The sequence below is a fragment of the Streptomyces sp. NPDC051963 genome (genome assembly GCF_044593495.1).
Lineage (GTDB): Bacteria > Actinomycetota > Actinomycetes > Streptomycetales > Streptomycetaceae > Streptomyces.
The window spans coordinates 1-13,663 of the sequence record NZ_JBIUCC010000024.1; the positions used below are offsets into that span (position 1 = coordinate 1).

Sequence of the window (13,663 nt, forward strand, 5' to 3'; positions counted from 1 at the left end):
CTTCGGTCTTGCGTTTCCGACTCTATCAGATCCTTTTCTCGGCCTGACCCCCAGTCAGCGGGGTTTGTCTTCCCGGCCGTTGGGCCGTTCCGACGAGTGAGACTTTAGCGGATTCCTGGCTCCCGAGCTAATCGGGGGCTGCGGTCTTTCGACCGCGGATTCCTCATTTCGTAAATACGCATACCAATGACGCGACAGCAGAATGATCACTGCTCGTCGAGTAGTGGTTGGTACCTACGGAATGGCTGTCCGGGGACCGACCGGAGTCGGCGCTCACGTCGGACAACTCGGAGAACACTACGTACCGGGTCGGGGCGTGTCAACTTCGGTCCGGACGGGCCTGTGGGGCGTAGCCTGAGGGGCATGACGACGCGTACGTGTACCCAGTTGTGGTGGGCCGCCTGACGGCGGCCGTGCTCACGTATGCATTCAACGGCCGCCGCCTTGGCGGCCGTTCTTGTATCTCCCTCCGGGAGGGTCGGCCGGCCGGGTGCGGCGGTCTCGACCAGGAGGTGGAGAGATGACGCGGGTCTTCAGTGGGGTCAAGCCGACCGGGCATCTGACGCTGGGGAACTATCTGGGGGCCATGCGGCAGTGGGCCGCGGTCGACCAGCATCAGGCTGATGCGCTGTTCTGCATCGTCGACCTGCATGCGCTGACCGTGGACCACGATCCGGCGCGGGTGCGGCGGCTCAGTCGGCAGGCGGCGACGCTGCTACTGGCGTCGGGGCTGGATCCGGCGCTGTGCACCGTGTTCGTGCAGAGCCATGTGGATGAGCATGCGCGGCTGTCGTATCTGCTGGAGTGCGTGGCCACCGATGGTGAGATGCGGCGGATGATCCAGTACAAGGAGAAGGCCGCGCGTGAGCGGGACCGGGGCGGGAGTGTGCGGCTGTCGCTGCTGACGTATCCCGTGCTGATGGCGGCGGACATCCTGGCGTACGGGACCGATGAGGTGCCTGTGGGGGATGACCAGGTTCAGCATGTGGAGCTGACGCGGGATCTGGCCGTGCGGTTCAACCAGCGGTACGGGCACACGTTCGTGGTGCCTCGGGCGACGCGTCCGAAGGTGGGTGCGCGGGTGATGAACCTCCAGGATCCGACGTCGAAGATGGGGAAGAGCGACGACTTCGGGCCGGGGATCGTCTATCTGCTGGATGAGCCGGACGTGGTGCGGAAGAAGGTCATGCGGGCTGTGACCGACAGCGGGCAGGAGGTCGTGTACGACCGGGCGGGGCGGCCCGGCGTCGCGAATCTGCTGGAGATCCTTGCGGCCTGTACGGATGGGAACCCGGAAGCCTTGAGCGGTGTATATGAGTCGTATGGCGCCTTGAAGAGGGACACCGCGGAGGCCGTGGTGGAGTTCCTCAGGCCCGTACAGGAGAGGCACAAGGAGTTGTGCGCGGATCCTGGACATGTCGAGGGGGTGCTGCGGGATGGGGCTGAGAAGGCACGGGCGATGGCGCGGCCGATGGTGGATGCCGCTTATCGCGCGATCGGGCTGCTGTCGCCTGCCTGAGATAAGTGGAGTGCTCTCCTAGGTTCCGGCTGTCTCCCTTCGCCTTGCCACCCCGGCGAGGGCCAGCGCGAGGGGGCCCGGGACCAGGAAGGCGAGCGGGAGCATCATCCAGGCGCAGAGCGCTGCCGTGGCCACCGCCAGCAGGACGAGGGCGCTGCCGGCGGGGTCGCGGACCGTGTCGGTGGCGGCGGCGCGGAGTGCCGTGGGCCAGTCGGATACGGATTCGGGGCGGGAGCAGGCGCGCAGGGCGACCGTCAGGGCGATGGCCGTGACGGTCATCGCCGCTATGGCGAAGAGCCGTGCTCCTGGCAGGCCTGCGCCTGCGAGGGCGAGGTCCGCTGCCACCAGGAGGGTGCCCGCTATGGCCAGGATGCCTGCCAGCAGGTCGCCGGGGCGCAGACGGTGGCGCAGGAGGGCGAAGTACCGGCCGGCGGTGGCCGGTTCGTCGTTCGACACGCCTCTGAGGACGGCGCAGGCCGTGGAGAGGGCCGCCGGTGCGGTGATCAGTGGGAGGGAGGAGAGGGTGGTGGCGAGACCGATGCTGAGGACGTCGGCGAACAGGGTGGTGCGCGGGCCGAAGATCTCGCCCGGTTCGCGGTGGGGTGCGGCGCTCATCCCTTGACTCCCGAGTGGGCCATGCCCTCGACGAGGAAGCGCTGGAAGGCGAGGAAGAACAGGACGATCGGGAGGAGGGCGATCACCGACATCGCGAACATCGGTCCGAACGCGGACTGGCTGGAGGCGTCCACGAACGACCGGAGCGCCAGCGTGAGCGTGAACTTCTCGGGCGAGAAGAGATAGATCAGCTGGGTGAAGAAGTCGTTCCACGTCCAGATGAAGGTGAAGATCGCGGTCGTGATCAGTGCGGGTCGCGTCAGTGGCAGGATGACCAGGAAGAAGCTCCTGAAGGGCCCGCAGCCGTCGATCCGTGCCGCCTCCTCCAGCTCGCGCGGCAGCCCTCGCATGAACTGCACGATGAGGAAGACGAAGAACGCCTCTGTGGCAAGGAACTTGGGGAGGATCAGCGGCCAGTAGGTGTTCACCATGCCGAGCTGGTTGAAGATGATGTACTGCGGGATCAGCACGGCGTGGTGGGGCAGCATGATCGTCGCGATCATGAAGGCGAAGAGCGGGCCGCGGAAGCGGAAGCGCAGCCGGGCGAAGGCGTAGGCGGCCAGTGAGCAGCTGAGTACGTTGCCGACGACCGCGCCGCCCGCGATGAACAGGGAGTTGCCGAGCAGCTGCCACACGGAGACGTCGTTCACGCCGTCGAGGGCCGTCGTGTAGTTGGACCACTCCAGGCTGCTGGGCAGCAGGTCGAGGCTGGCGATCACCTCGTTGGCGGGCTTGACGGAGGTCGCGAGCAGCCATGCCAGGGGGTACAGCATCACGAGCAGTGCGGCGAGACAGCCGAGGTGCAGGGCGATGCGACGCCAGGCGATCGGCTTGCGTACGGCGACGGTTGAGGTGGTCATCGGTCCCCCTCGGACGCGTAGAAGACCCAGGATCGCGAGGTGCGGAACAGTACGGCGGTGACGGCGCCGATGACGAGGAGCAGTACCCACGCCATTGCGGAGGCGTAGCCCATGTGGGAGGCGACGAAGCCCCGGTCGTAGAGATAGAGCGTGTAGAAGAGCGTCGAGTCGGCGGGGCCGCCCTTGCCCCCGCTCACCGCGAACGCGGGGGTGAAGACCTGGAAGGCCTGGATGGTCTGGAGCACCAGGTTGAAGAAGAGCACCGGGGACAGCATCGGCACGGTGATGGACAGGAACTGCCGCCATCGGCTGGCCCCGTCCACCGAGGCCGCCTCGTACAGCTCCGTGGGGATCTGCTGGAGTCCGGCGAGGAAGATGACCATGGGTGCGCCGAACTGCCACACGGTCAGCAGGGCGACGGCGAAGAGTGCCCAGCCGGGTTTGTTGACCCAGCCGCCGGTGCCGAGGAGGTTGTCGACCGTGCCGCCGTCGTTGAAGATGGCCCGCCACACGAGGGCGATGGACATCGAGGTGCCGAGCAGGGAGGGAGCGTAGAAGGCGGAGCGGTAGAAGCCCTTGCCGCGCTTCATGTTCTTCAGGGCGAGGGCCACGGCGAGGGCCAGGCCCAGTTGCAGCGGGACGGCGATGACCACGTATGTCAGGGTCGCGACCACCGAGCGCCAGTAGCGCGGGTCCTCGGTGAACATCTGCGTGTAGTTGCGCAGGCCCACCCACTGGGGCGGGTTGAACAAGTCGTAGTCGGTGAAGGAGAGGTAGAGCGAGACGGCCATCGGGAGGAGCGTCAGTACGCAGGCGCCGAGCACCCAGGGCGAGAGGAACACCCAGGCGGCGCCCTCGCGTCGGCGTCGCCGCGGCTTGGTCGGCGCGTCAACGGCTGGTGTGCGTGCGGCTGTCGGTATCTGTGTGGTGGTCATGACCTCAGCTCCGCCTTCGCCTCGGTGACGTAGTTCTCGGCCGCCTCGCGGGGGGAGAGCCGCTCGTACGACACCTGGTCGTAGTCGCGCTGGAAGGTGGTCTGCAGGGCGCTGTCTCCCGAAGGGGGCGCCTGGGGCGGGGCGTTGAGTTTGCCTTCGAAGGGGGCCTGGTACTCGTAGATGGTCTTGTCGAAGTCCTTGAGGTCCGAGGAGATCTCGTCGCGGATCGACTCGTTGACCGGGATGCCGCGGCTCGCCCCGAGGATTTTCGCCGCCCCGCTGTCGTTGAGCATGAAGTCGACGAGCTGGGCGGATTCCTTGGGGTGGCCGGTGTCGGCGGCGACGCCCATGAACATGGAGGGTTTGAAGTACTGGCCGGGCGTGCCGTCCTCGTTCGACGGCATGGGGGCGAGCGAGACCCCGCCGGGGATGAGGGCGAGGTAACCGCTGGCCGGGGCGTCCCAGTTCATCTCGGCGAAGGCCGTGCCTCGGCCCAGCGGAGTGTTCTCGACCGAGCCGTCGAGCTGTGTCGTCTGCTCGGCGGAGGAGACGGCACCCTCGCGCCGTAGCTTGTCGGTGAAGGTCCACCAGCGCGTGAGGTCGTCGGCGGTGAAGCCGAGTTGGTTGTCCTTGGTGTACAGGGCCTTGCCCTGGCCGCGCAGCCAGACCTCGAAGGCGTCCTCGCTCTGTCCGGGGTCGGTGCTGCCGGGCTTGCCGGTCTTCTCGGCCAGTTCGCGCATGGCGTCGGCCCATTGGGTCCAGGTCCAGCCCGCTGTGGGCAGTACGACTCCGGCGGCCTTCCACTGCGTGGTGTCGTACACCATGGTCTCGGAGCCCCGGCCCTGCGGGATGGCGTACAGCTTTCCGTCCACCTTGCCGGTGGCGAGCAGCCCCGGGTCGAACTCCCCTGTTTTGAGGGTGGATCGCTGCTTGCCGAGGTCGAGGAGTATGCCGCCTGAGGCGTACTGGTCGATCATCCGGTAGTCGAGCTGCATCACGTCGGGGACGTCGCCGCCGGCGGCCTGGGTGGCGAGCTTCTGCTTGTAGGGCTCGTATCCGGCGAACGAGGTCTGGATCTCGATGTCGGGGTGTTGTTTTTCGAAGAGGTCGATGGCCTGGTCGGTGCGTTCGGCCCGGTCGGGGTTGCCCCACCAGGTGTAGCGCAGCAGGATTTTGTCGCCGGTTGCCTGGTCCGACCCTGTGCTGCAGCCGGTGCCGAGGGCACTGAGTGCGAGCGTGAGGGCCAGGGCCCAGGACCTCGTTGTCCTGTTTCCGGGCATGGGGACGTCTCGTCTCCTCTCGGAGGGATGTGGGGGGATGCGGGGCGGTCAGCCGCTGGGGAGTCGGTATTCGTCGCGGCGGCCGCACATGCCGTAGCCGCCGAGGCGGAGGGGGTCGGTGCTCAGGGCGGTGGCGGCGGACAGGTAGTCGCCCGGTGTGCCGGAGGCGAGGGCGTCGAGTTGGGTGCCGGTCTGCTGGGCCGCGGCGAGGGCGCCGCGTTCCCAGATGCCGCGCCAGACCTCGGCCTTGGGGGCGACCAGGCGGGCGGCGGCTTCCTGGAAGGCGCGGTACGGGGCGGTGTCGCCGGCGCGGAGCGACTCGCGCAGGGTGAGGTAGCCCTCGACGGCGAGGTCGCGGCGTTTGCGGGCGGCGGCCTCGATGTCGGGGCTGTCGAGGGCCGGGAGGGTGGCCGCGGCGGCGTAGCGCTCGGGGTCGTCCAGGTAGTCGGCGGGGAAGGTGAAGACGGCGTCGCCGGCTTCGGGCAGTCCGCTGTTCTGCATCAGGACGGTGATACGGAGGTCCTCGCCCTGCACCATGCGGTGGACGGTGCCGGGGGTGAACCAGGCGACCGTGCCTGCCTGGAGCGGGAGTTCGCGGTAGCCGTCGGGGCTGAGGGTCTGCACGCTGCCGGTGCCGCCGGTGACGACGTAGGCCTCGGTGCAGACGAGGTGCAGGTGGGGGCTGCCGCCGCAGACGCCGTCGGCGGCCTGCCAGTCGTAGGGAGAGAGGTGGGAGAGCGCGATACCGCCGGGGAGCGGAGGGGTGGTCACCACGTCAGCTCCTTCAGCCGGGCGGCCACGCGGGCGGTGTCCCAGGCGCCGTCGGCGACGAGGATCCGGTAGCGGTACGAGAAGGACTCCCCCGGCGGAAGGGCGAACTCCTCGTGGAACGCCCAGGAGAAGGAGACCGTCGGGATCGGTTCGGAGCGGACGAACCAGTGGGAGGGGTGGATGGAGTTCTCGTTCTCGGGGGCGTGGGCGAAGACGAGGGTGGAGTGGCCGTCGATGTCGTCGTGTTGGGCGGTGAAGGCGAGCCAGGGGGACTGCGTGCCCATCAGGTCGTCGGAGGCGTCCCGGTCGTCCGGGCCGTCGGGGCCGAAGGCGCGGCCGCCGGTGAAGTCGCGGGGGCCGCGCCAGTGCAGTCCGGTGTAGCCGGCCTGCTCGCGTCCGGCGGTGGTCGGGGAGCCGAAGGTGAGGGGCTCGCCGTCCGCGCGGGTGTTGGTCAGCTGGATGGACCAGTCGAGGGCCCAGGAGCCGGAGTCCTCGTCGACGCCGTGGAGGGTGACCGTGCGGGTCTCGCGGGCCCATTCGGTGCCCTGGTTCTCGATCCAGGTGAGGCGCTCGGTGAAGGAGAGGCGGTCGTCGGCGACGTCGAAGGTGTCGAAGCCGTCGTGGCGCATGGAGCCGACGCGGTCGTGCAGCGGGAGGTAGCCCTCGCCGTGGACGTAGGAGTGGCCGCCCCAGAAGTTCTGGCCGGAGAGGTGGCTGGCGGTCATCTGCACGCCCTTGTGCCAGCGGTGGTCGCTGGGGCGGTAGCCGGAGACCGGGTGTCCTGCGAGGGTGCGCAGGGGGTGGATGTACGGCTTGCGGGCTTCGTACGGATCGGGGTCGGGCTTGTAGACGTACTCCATCAACGGGACGTCACCGGACGCGACCTTGATGCGCTCGCCGTGGACGTGCGTCACCTGGATGTGGGGGGCGGTCACTTGGGGCTCCATTCCGGGTGGTTGCCGTGCATCGCGGAGTAGTACGGGTCGCCGGGCGCGATCTCACCCGCCCGGACCGTCTCGCCGGTGAAGGCCGACTTGTAGAGGGCGGCGGCGAATTCGAGGGTGCGGCGGGCTTCGGGGCCACTGCCCGGGGGGCGTACGCCCTGGTCGTGGGCGTCGAGGAGCGCGCCGAGCTGGGCGGTGTGGGAACTCGGAGTGTCAGTGGCGGGTGGTGGAATGGAAGTGGCGCCCGGAGCGGGGGTGTAGGTCCAGTCGGTGTTGGAGTGGCCGTAGAGATGGGTGAGTTCGACGGTGGCGCGGTCGCAGTCGATGCGGATGCGGCTGACCTCGTCGGGTGACAGGACGCTGTTGACGACGGTGGCGAGGGCGCCGTTGTCGAAGCGGACGAGGGCGGTGGAGACGTCCTCGCTCTCGGTGTCGTGGACGAGGCGGGCCGCCATCGCGCGGATCTCGGTCCAGTCGCCGAGGAGGTGCAGGAGGAGGTCGTACTGATGGATGCCGTGGCCCATGGTGGGGCCGCCGCCCTCTGAGGCCCAGCGGCCGCGCCACGGCACGGCGAAGTAGGCGGCGTCGCGGTGCCAGGTGGTCTGGCAGTGGGCGACGCGGGGGGTGCCGAGGGTGCCGCTCCGGATGAGGTCGCGGGCGTGGACGGCGCCGGAGCCGTAGCGGTGCTGGAAGACGACGGAGGCGTAGGCGCCGGTGGCTTCCTCGGCGGCGGCGAGCTCGTCGTACTCGGCGAGGGAGAGGGTGAGCGGCTTCTCGCACAGGGCCCAGGCGCCGGACTTGAGGGCGGCGAGGGTCTGCTGCTGGTGGAGGGCGGGCGGGGTGCCGATGAGGACCAGGTCGGGGCGCTCGGCCTCCAGCATCGCGGTCAGGTCCTGGTATCCGGTGACACCGTCGCCGGCCAGCTTCTGGAATTCCGCGAGGCGGGTGGCGTCCACGTCCACCGCGGCTACGAGTTCGACGCGGTCGGCGTCGGCCCGTAGAGCGGGGAGATGGCTGCCGCTGACGATGGCTCCCGTGCCGACGACTGCGGCGCGGAGGGGGGAGGTGGGGGTGGGGGTGGAGCGGGATTGCATGGGGGGCACCTCAGGAAAGGCGAGGGAAAGCGCTTTCTGTTGGAGTCGACACTAAGCAGAGACATGACATCAGGACAAGGACCGTGCACCGCACAACGATCAACAACTTCCAACATGTGGGGGGCGGGGGTGGAGACGTGTGGGAAGCGGGAGGTGGAGGGTGCGGGTGGGGGCGCGGGTGGAGGGCGCCGGTGGCAGAAAAAGGTGGCGCGCCGGGGCAGCGCGCCACCTTTTGGAGCGTGTGGGTCAGTTGTTGCCTGAGGCCAGTTCGCGGCTGCGGTCGCGGGCGGCTTCGAGGGCGGCGATGAGGGCGGCTCGTACGCCGTGGCTCTCGAGTTCGCGGATGGCGTTGATGGTCGTGCCGGCGGGCGACGTGACGTTCTCGCGGAGCTTGACCGGGTGTTCGCCGCTGTCGCGGAGCATCGTCGCGGCGCCGATCGCGGACTGGACGATCAGGTCGTGGGCCTTGTCGCGGGGCAGGCCGAGGAGGATGCCGGCGTCCGTCATGGCCTCGACCAGGTAGAAGAAGTACGCGGGTCCCGAGCCGGAGAGCGCCGTGCAGGCGTCCTGCTGGGACTCGGGGACGCGGAGCGTCTTGCCGACGGCACCGAAGATCTCCTCGGTGTGGGCGAGGTCGGCCTCGCTGGCGTGGGTGCCGGCGGAGATGACGGACATGGCCTCGTCGACCAGGGCGGGGGTGTTCGTCATGACGCGGACGACCGGGGTGCCCGTGGCCAGGCGCTCCTCGAAGAAGGAGGTCGGGATGCCTGCCGCGCCGCTGACGACCAGGCGGTCGGCGGGGACGTGGGGGGCGAGTTCGTCGAGGAGGGTGCCCATGTCCTGCGGCTTGACCGTGAGGATCAGGGTGTCGGCGGTTTTGGCCGCTTCCGGGTTGGTGACCGGGGTGACTCCGTAGCGGGTGCGGAGTTCTTCGGCTCGTTCGCGGCGGCGGGCGGTGACCAGGAGGTCGGCCGGGGTCCAGCCGGCTCGGATCATTCCGCTGAGCAGGGCTTCGCCGATTTTGCCGGTGCCTAGGACTGCGACTTTCTGGGTCATGGCTGGGGTGCCCTCCGGGGGGTTTGTCGTCCGGGGTCATCCTCGCACTGGGGGTGGGGGTGGGGGGGTGGTGTCCGGTGGGCGGGACGTTGGCTGCGCTGGGTGGGCGTTGGGTGTTCTCGCCCCCGCCGCCCCTACCCGTCCCGTCCTGAAGGGGCTCCGCCCCTTCGACCCCGCCAGGGGGTCTGCCCCCTGGACCCCCGCTCCTCAAACGCCGGAGGGGCTGAATTGATGGGGGAACGCCGGGAGGCTGAATTGATGGGGGAACGCCGTGCGGGGGCTGAAGTGATGCGGGAACGCCGGAGAGCTGAAGTGCTGCGGGAACGTCGGTGGGGCTGAAGTGCTGCGGGAACGTCGGTCGGGCTGAAGTTTTGCAGGCCTGTGTTGGAGGTTCGCGCCTGTGGGGGTGCGTGGGGGGGGGCTGGTTGTCAGGGTGTTCGGCGGCGGAGGGTTGCGGCGCCCAAGGTCAGGACCAGGAGGGCGCAGGCGGCCACGATGAGGGCGTCGCGGACGAAGGCGGCTGTCATGTCCGTGTGCTTGAGGACCTCGTTCATGCCGTCGACGGCGTAGGACATGGGGAGGACGTTGGAGATGGCTTCCAGGACGGGGTGCATCTCGGAGCGGGGGGTGAAGAGGCCGCAGAGGAGCAATTGGGGGAAGATCACTGCCGGCATGAACTGGACCGCCTGGAATTCGGAGGCCGCGAAGGCCGAGACGAAGAGGCCGAGGGCCGTGCCGAGGAGTGCGTCGAGCAGGGCGACCAGGAGCAGGAGCCAGGGGGAGCCGGTGACGTCCAGGCCCAAGAACCAGACCGCCAGGCCCGTCGCCAGGGCCGACTGGATGATGGCCAGTGCGCCGAAGGCCAGGGCGTAGCCCGCGATCAGGTCGCCCTTGCCGAGGGGCATGGCGAGGAGGCGTTCCAGGGTGCCCGAGGTGCGTTCGCGGAGTGTGGCGATCGACGTGACCAGGAACATCGTGATCAGGGGGAAGATCCCCAGGAGTGACGCCCCGATGTTGTCGAACGTCCGTGGGCTGCCGTCGAAGACGTAGCGCAGCAGGAACAGCATCACGCACGGGATGAGGATCATCAGCGCGATCGTGCGGGGGTCGTGACGGAGCTGGCCGAGGACGCGGGCCGCGGTGGCGGTGGTGCGGGAGATGTTCAAAGCGCTGGTCGGAGCGCCGGTCGGGGAGCCGGTCGGGGCGGTCGTCATCGTCGTACTCATCGAGTCGTCTCCTTCGTACCGGCGGTCGTGCGGGCGGTCGCGATCGCCTCGTCCACCAGGTGCAGGAAGGCGGCCTCGACCGTCTCGGATCCGGTACGGGTACGGAGGGCGTCCGGGGTGTCGTCGGCGAGGATCTCGCCCTCGCGCATGAGCAGCAGGCGGTGACAGCGCTCGGCCTCGTCCATGACGTGGGAGGAGATGAGGAGCGTCGCTCCGCGGGTCGACGCGATGGAGTGGAAGAGGTTCCAGAGGTCGCGGCGGAGCACCGGGTCCAGCCCTACCGTCGGTTCGTCCAGGACCAGGAGTTCGGGGGTGCCGAGGAGGGCCACGGCGAGGGAGACCCGGCTGCGCTGGCCGCCGGAGAGGTTGCCGGCCAGGGCGTCGGCGTGGCCGGTCAGGTCGACGTCGGCGATGGCCCGGGTGACGTCGGCGCGGCGGCGGTCGACGGCCGCGCGGCCCGGGTTCAGGATCGCCGCGAAGTAGGCCAGGTTCTGGCGGACGGTGAGGTCGTCGTAGACCGACGGGGCCTGGGTGACGTAGCCGATACGACTGCGGAGGGTGGGGTGGCCGGCCGGGCGCCCCAGGACCTCCAGCGTGCCGGTGGCCTTGGCCTGCGTGCCGACGATCGCGCGCATGAGGGTCGATTTGCCGCATCCCGACGGGCCCAGCAGGCCGGTGATCTGGCCGGGCGGGACCGTGAAGTCGAGGCCGCGCAGGACTGTGCGGGGGCCGCGGACGACGGTGAGGTCGGCGGCTCGGATGGTGGTCGACTCCGTCGGCGTGGGTGGGATCGGCAGGGTCGGCGGGGTCGGGGAGTCCGTCTGGCTTGGTGGGTTCGGTGGGTTCGGTGGGTCCGGCGCATAATTCATCATGCGGTGAATAATGCTCTTGTCGGGGGTGGGCGTCAAGGTGGGTGGGGGCGGACGGTGACCCTGGGGGGCGGGGAGGCGGGGGCTTGCGGTGACCGGCGGACGGGGGCTTGTGGTGACCGGCTGGTGAGGGTGTGCGGTGACGCGGGAGAGGGGGGCGGGAGGGTGTCGAGGCCGGAAGGGGCCGGGGGCAAGGGTCGGACCGACAGCCGTCGAGGCCAGACGGGGTCCGCCCGGGGAAGCCGAGGCAGGAGAGGGGTGCCTGGCGGCGAGGCCGGAGAGGGCCCGGGTGGGTCCGCGGGTGGGGTGATCGTCGGCGCGGGCTCCGGTTTGGGTGCTTCGCATTGGCGGTCCCGCAACCCCGGTCCGTGCCTTCCCGCTCGGCGCCCGCCCAACTCCGGTCCGCGTCTCCCGGCTCCGCGCCCGCTCAACGCCGACAGTGCCGACAGCGCCGCCACCAGGTGCTGCGCTGTGGGAGGTCAGGCGTGGACGGCGACCAGGAGGTCCACGTCGTAGGTCTCTTCGACGGTTCCGTGGGGGAAGAGGCTCAGGAGGTGCCTCTTTTCCTCGGTGAGGAACGCGGTGCGGGGCCCGTCGCTCTGGACCAGGAAGATCGAGTGACTGCCGATGTTGGCCAGGTGGGTGTCGACGGGGACGCGGCGGCTCCAGCGGACCGCGCGGCGGGCGAAGTCGAGGCGGCCGGAGGGGTCGGCGGCGCGGGTGCTGGCACCGTTCGTCTCGACGACGGGGTCGGTGCCGAAGGCGTGCTGGATGCGCTTGGACTGGGCGGCGATCCAGGGGACGTCCAGGGCATACGTGTTCCACCAGAGGGCCAGTGCGCCGCCCGGACGCAGGACGCGGAGCGTCTCCGGAACCGAGTGGTCCGGGTCGGTCCAGTGCCATGCCTGGGCGTAGGTGAGGAAGTCGACGGAGGCGGTGGCCAGGGGGAGGGCGTTGCCCGTGCCTCGGACGAGAGGGATGCCGGGGTTGGTGCGGTGGAACTGGGCCGCCATGCCGTCGCCGGGTTCCACGGCGATGACGTCCGCGCCGCGGGCGTGCAGGAGGGCGGTCGCAATGCCGGTGCCGGCACCGATGTCCGCTACGCGGGCGCCGTTGAGGGGGCGGGCGGCGAGTTCCTCGATCGTGTCGAACAGGGCGGGCGGGTAGGAGGGGCGGTTGGCTGCGTACTGGGCTGCGGCGGCGTTGAAGGAGAGGGCACGGGTGGAGTGGGAGGAAGCCGTCATACGGACATGGTGGACGGAGGTGGGGGTGGGAGCGGTGAGATTCCGGTAAGAGGAGGTGGGTTGCCTGCCTGCTTGACCTGCTTGACCTGCTTGAGGTGTCGGTCGTTCGCCGACCGGGATCAGTGGCTCCCTCAGTCGGTCTGAGGGCCGCTAGTGCTCTGACCGCATAGGTTCGCCGGGGTGGCGGCGTCGGTGCTCGGACCGGCTGGACTCGGTGTGGGAAGAATTTGAGCGGTCGCGGAGCCTGATCAAACTAGGCTCCCAGCATGTCTGGTCCAACGTTGGTGATCGAGTTGGCGGAGCCACTCTCCCCGGCTGCGCTGGGGGAGTTCCGCGCGTTGATGGTGGGGCTCTCCTCCCACTTCGACGAGAAGCGGCCCGGGTTCTTCGACGTCAACGTGCCCGCAGAGCGACTGGGTGTCGAGGACAGGCAAGAGGAGGACTGGCGAAAGCCGTTCCCGCTTCCACTCCTCGGCAACCGCTCCGCGGACGAGGGGCTCACGGCCCTGGTGGGCTTCAATCCGCAGCGCGAGGACTGGTGTCGGCCCTTCCTGGTCTACTTGATGGGGCCGGGTGTCGGCGATGAGAGCATTTTCGAGGCTGAGCATGCGGACGAGCCCGAGGTGGAGGCCATCCTCGGCTTCAGGCCGACCCATGCCGTCAATGTCAGCGCCTGCTGTAATCGCGCGATCGACCACGTGGCCACGGCCCTGCTGACCGCCGCTGTCATGGACGTCATCGGGGGCGTGGCCAATGCCGAGTTGCTGGACGGACAGGCGTCGGTCGTCGCCGGCCTTCCGGGGGTATTGGGGATCGCGGACGACGACTGGATGGCGCTGGGAACGGCGGAGTTCCTGCGGGCCTGGGTTGGGCACCCCGCCTTCCGGCTGGTCAAGTAGCCCAGACAGATCAGCGGCGGAGGTGCTGCTGTGACCGGGGACGTTCGCCAGGTTGCCTGATCATGCGGCGAGAGCGGGTCGGCCGCCCCAGCGGATGCCTTTCTCGCTGCGGATGCGGGCGCGTTCCTTGCGTTCTGCGGCCAGGACGTCGCGGTGGCGTGCGTTGGCGTTGCGCCAGTGGAGGTAGGCGTGCAGAGCCCGGGTCTGCACGGTGTGGTTGGGGTGGTTTGGGTTGGAGATCGTGAACTGTCGCAGCGGTCCGAAGTGCGCCTCGATCGGGTTCGCCCAGGAGGCGTAGGTCGGGGTGAAGCACAGCTCGACCTTGTGTTTCTTCGCCCAGCGGCGGATGTC

The 13,663-nt window shown here is 69.3% G+C and carries 13 protein-coding genes and 1 pseudogene; 2 read left to right on the forward strand and 12 right to left on the reverse strand.

Features of this window, described 5'->3' with window-relative positions:
• The first annotated feature begins 520 nt into the window (after window positions 1–520).
• The gene (trpS, locus tag ACIHFB_RS45655; RefSeq protein WP_400129988.1) at window positions 521–1,519 is read left to right on the forward strand and encodes a tryptophan--tRNA ligase; all 999 of its coding nucleotides are present in this window, start codon (window positions 521–523) and stop codon (window positions 1,517–1,519) included.
• 18 nt (window positions 1,520–1,537) lie between these two features.
• Here the strand turns inward: trpS and ACIHFB_RS45660 are convergent, their stop codons facing one another.
• The 11 genes from ACIHFB_RS45660 to ACIHFB_RS45710 form a co-directional block, all read right to left on the reverse strand.
• A complete protein-coding gene (locus ACIHFB_RS45660) occupies window positions 1,538–2,134 on the reverse strand; it encodes a hypothetical protein (protein WP_400129990.1) in 597 nt (198 codons plus the stop codon).
• The gene (locus ACIHFB_RS45665) at window positions 2,131–2,994 is read right to left on the reverse strand and encodes a carbohydrate ABC transporter permease (RefSeq protein WP_365288629.1); all 864 of its coding nucleotides are present in this window, start codon (window positions 2,992–2,994) and stop codon (window positions 2,131–2,133) included. Before ACIHFB_RS45665 ends, ACIHFB_RS45660 begins: the two co-directional genes overlap by 4 nt.
• Window positions 2,991–3,929: a sugar ABC transporter permease gene (locus ACIHFB_RS45670; RefSeq protein WP_365288631.1), complete on the reverse strand. Its 939-nt coding sequence runs from the start codon at window positions 3,927–3,929 to the stop codon at window positions 2,991–2,993. Before ACIHFB_RS45670 ends, ACIHFB_RS45665 begins: the two co-directional genes overlap by 4 nt.
• The gene (locus tag ACIHFB_RS45675) at window positions 3,926–5,209 is read right to left on the reverse strand and encodes an ABC transporter substrate-binding protein (RefSeq protein ID WP_400129994.1); all 1,284 of its coding nucleotides are present in this window, start codon (window positions 5,207–5,209) and stop codon (window positions 3,926–3,928) included. The genes ACIHFB_RS45670 and ACIHFB_RS45675 overlap by 4 nt, the downstream gene beginning before the upstream one ends.
• A gap of 48 nt (window positions 5,210–5,257) precedes the next feature.
• Window positions 5,258–5,983: a cupin gene (locus tag ACIHFB_RS45680; protein ID WP_365288635.1), complete on the reverse strand. Its 726-nt coding sequence runs from the start codon at window positions 5,981–5,983 to the stop codon at window positions 5,258–5,260.
• The gene (locus ACIHFB_RS45685) at window positions 5,977–6,915 is read right to left on the reverse strand and encodes a PmoA family protein (protein ID WP_400129997.1); all 939 of its coding nucleotides are present in this window, start codon (window positions 6,913–6,915) and stop codon (window positions 5,977–5,979) included. Before ACIHFB_RS45685 ends, ACIHFB_RS45680 begins: the two co-directional genes overlap by 7 nt.
• Window positions 6,912–8,018: a Gfo/Idh/MocA family protein gene (locus tag ACIHFB_RS45690; RefSeq protein ID WP_400129999.1), complete on the reverse strand. Its 1,107-nt coding sequence runs from the start codon at window positions 8,016–8,018 to the stop codon at window positions 6,912–6,914. The genes ACIHFB_RS45685 and ACIHFB_RS45690 overlap by 4 nt, the downstream gene beginning before the upstream one ends.
• Window positions 8,019–8,264: 246 nt before the next feature.
• Window positions 8,265–9,074: a pyrroline-5-carboxylate reductase gene (gene proC / locus ACIHFB_RS45695; protein ID WP_365288641.1), complete on the reverse strand. Its 810-nt coding sequence runs from the start codon at window positions 9,072–9,074 to the stop codon at window positions 8,265–8,267.
• A gap of 428 nt (window positions 9,075–9,502) precedes the next feature.
• A complete protein-coding gene (locus tag ACIHFB_RS45700) occupies window positions 9,503–10,300 on the reverse strand; it encodes an ABC transporter permease (RefSeq protein WP_400130002.1) in 798 nt (265 codons plus the stop codon).
• Window positions 10,297–11,172, reverse strand: a complete 876-nt coding sequence (locus ACIHFB_RS45705) for an ABC transporter ATP-binding protein (protein WP_400130004.1) — start codon at window positions 11,170–11,172, stop codon at window positions 10,297–10,299. The genes ACIHFB_RS45700 and ACIHFB_RS45705 overlap by 4 nt, the downstream gene beginning before the upstream one ends.
• Window positions 11,173–11,648: 476 nt before the next feature.
• A complete protein-coding gene (locus ACIHFB_RS45710; protein ID WP_400130007.1) occupies window positions 11,649–12,413 on the reverse strand; it encodes a class I SAM-dependent methyltransferase in 765 nt (254 codons plus the stop codon).
• A gap of 266 nt (window positions 12,414–12,679) precedes the next feature.
• Between ACIHFB_RS45710 and ACIHFB_RS45715 the strand changes: the two genes are divergently transcribed.
• The gene (locus ACIHFB_RS45715) at window positions 12,680–13,312 is read left to right on the forward strand and encodes a DUF6368 family protein (RefSeq protein ID WP_365288648.1); all 633 of its coding nucleotides are present in this window, start codon (window positions 12,680–12,682) and stop codon (window positions 13,310–13,312) included.
• A gap of 60 nt (window positions 13,313–13,372) precedes the next feature.
• Here the strand turns inward: ACIHFB_RS45715 and ACIHFB_RS45720 are convergent.
• Window positions 13,373–13,663, reverse strand: a pseudogene (locus ACIHFB_RS45720) (IS630 family transposase); the annotation flags it as partial.

Bases quoted from the DNA above. Each gene is read 5' to 3' on its own strand.
- trpS (WP_400129988.1), top strand. From the start codon at position 521: ATGACGCGGGTCTTCAGTGGGGTCAAGCCGACCGGGCATCTGACGCTG.
- ACIHFB_RS45660 (WP_400129990.1), bottom strand. From the start codon at position 2,134: ATGAGCGCCGCACCCCACCGCGAACCGGGCGAGATCTTCGGCCCGCGC.
- ACIHFB_RS45665 (WP_365288629.1), bottom strand. From the start codon at position 2,994: ATGACCACCTCAACCGTCGCCGTACGCAAGCCGATCGCCTGGCGTCGC.
- ACIHFB_RS45670 (WP_365288631.1), bottom strand. From the start codon at position 3,929: ATGACCACCACACAGATACCGACAGCCGCACGCACACCAGCCGTTGAC.
- ACIHFB_RS45675 (WP_400129994.1), bottom strand. From the start codon at position 5,209: ATGCCCGGAAACAGGACAACGAGGTCCTGGGCCCTGGCCCTCACGCTC.
- ACIHFB_RS45690 (WP_400129999.1), bottom strand. From the start codon at position 8,018: ATGCAATCCCGCTCCACCCCCACCCCCACCTCCCCCCTCCGCGCCGCA.
- proC (WP_365288641.1), bottom strand. From the start codon at position 9,074: ATGACCCAGAAAGTCGCAGTCCTAGGCACCGGCAAAATCGGCGAAGCC.
- ACIHFB_RS45700 (WP_400130002.1), bottom strand. From the start codon at position 10,300: ATGAGTACGACGATGACGACCGCCCCGACCGGCTCCCCGACCGGCGCT.
- ACIHFB_RS45705 (WP_400130004.1), bottom strand. From the start codon at position 11,172: ATGATGAATTATGCGCCGGACCCACCGAACCCACCGAACCCACCAAGC.
- ACIHFB_RS45710 (WP_400130007.1), bottom strand. From the start codon at position 12,413: ATGACGGCTTCCTCCCACTCCACCCGTGCCCTCTCCTTCAACGCCGCC.
- ACIHFB_RS45715 (WP_365288648.1), top strand. From the start codon at position 12,680: ATGTCTGGTCCAACGTTGGTGATCGAGTTGGCGGAGCCACTCTCCCCG.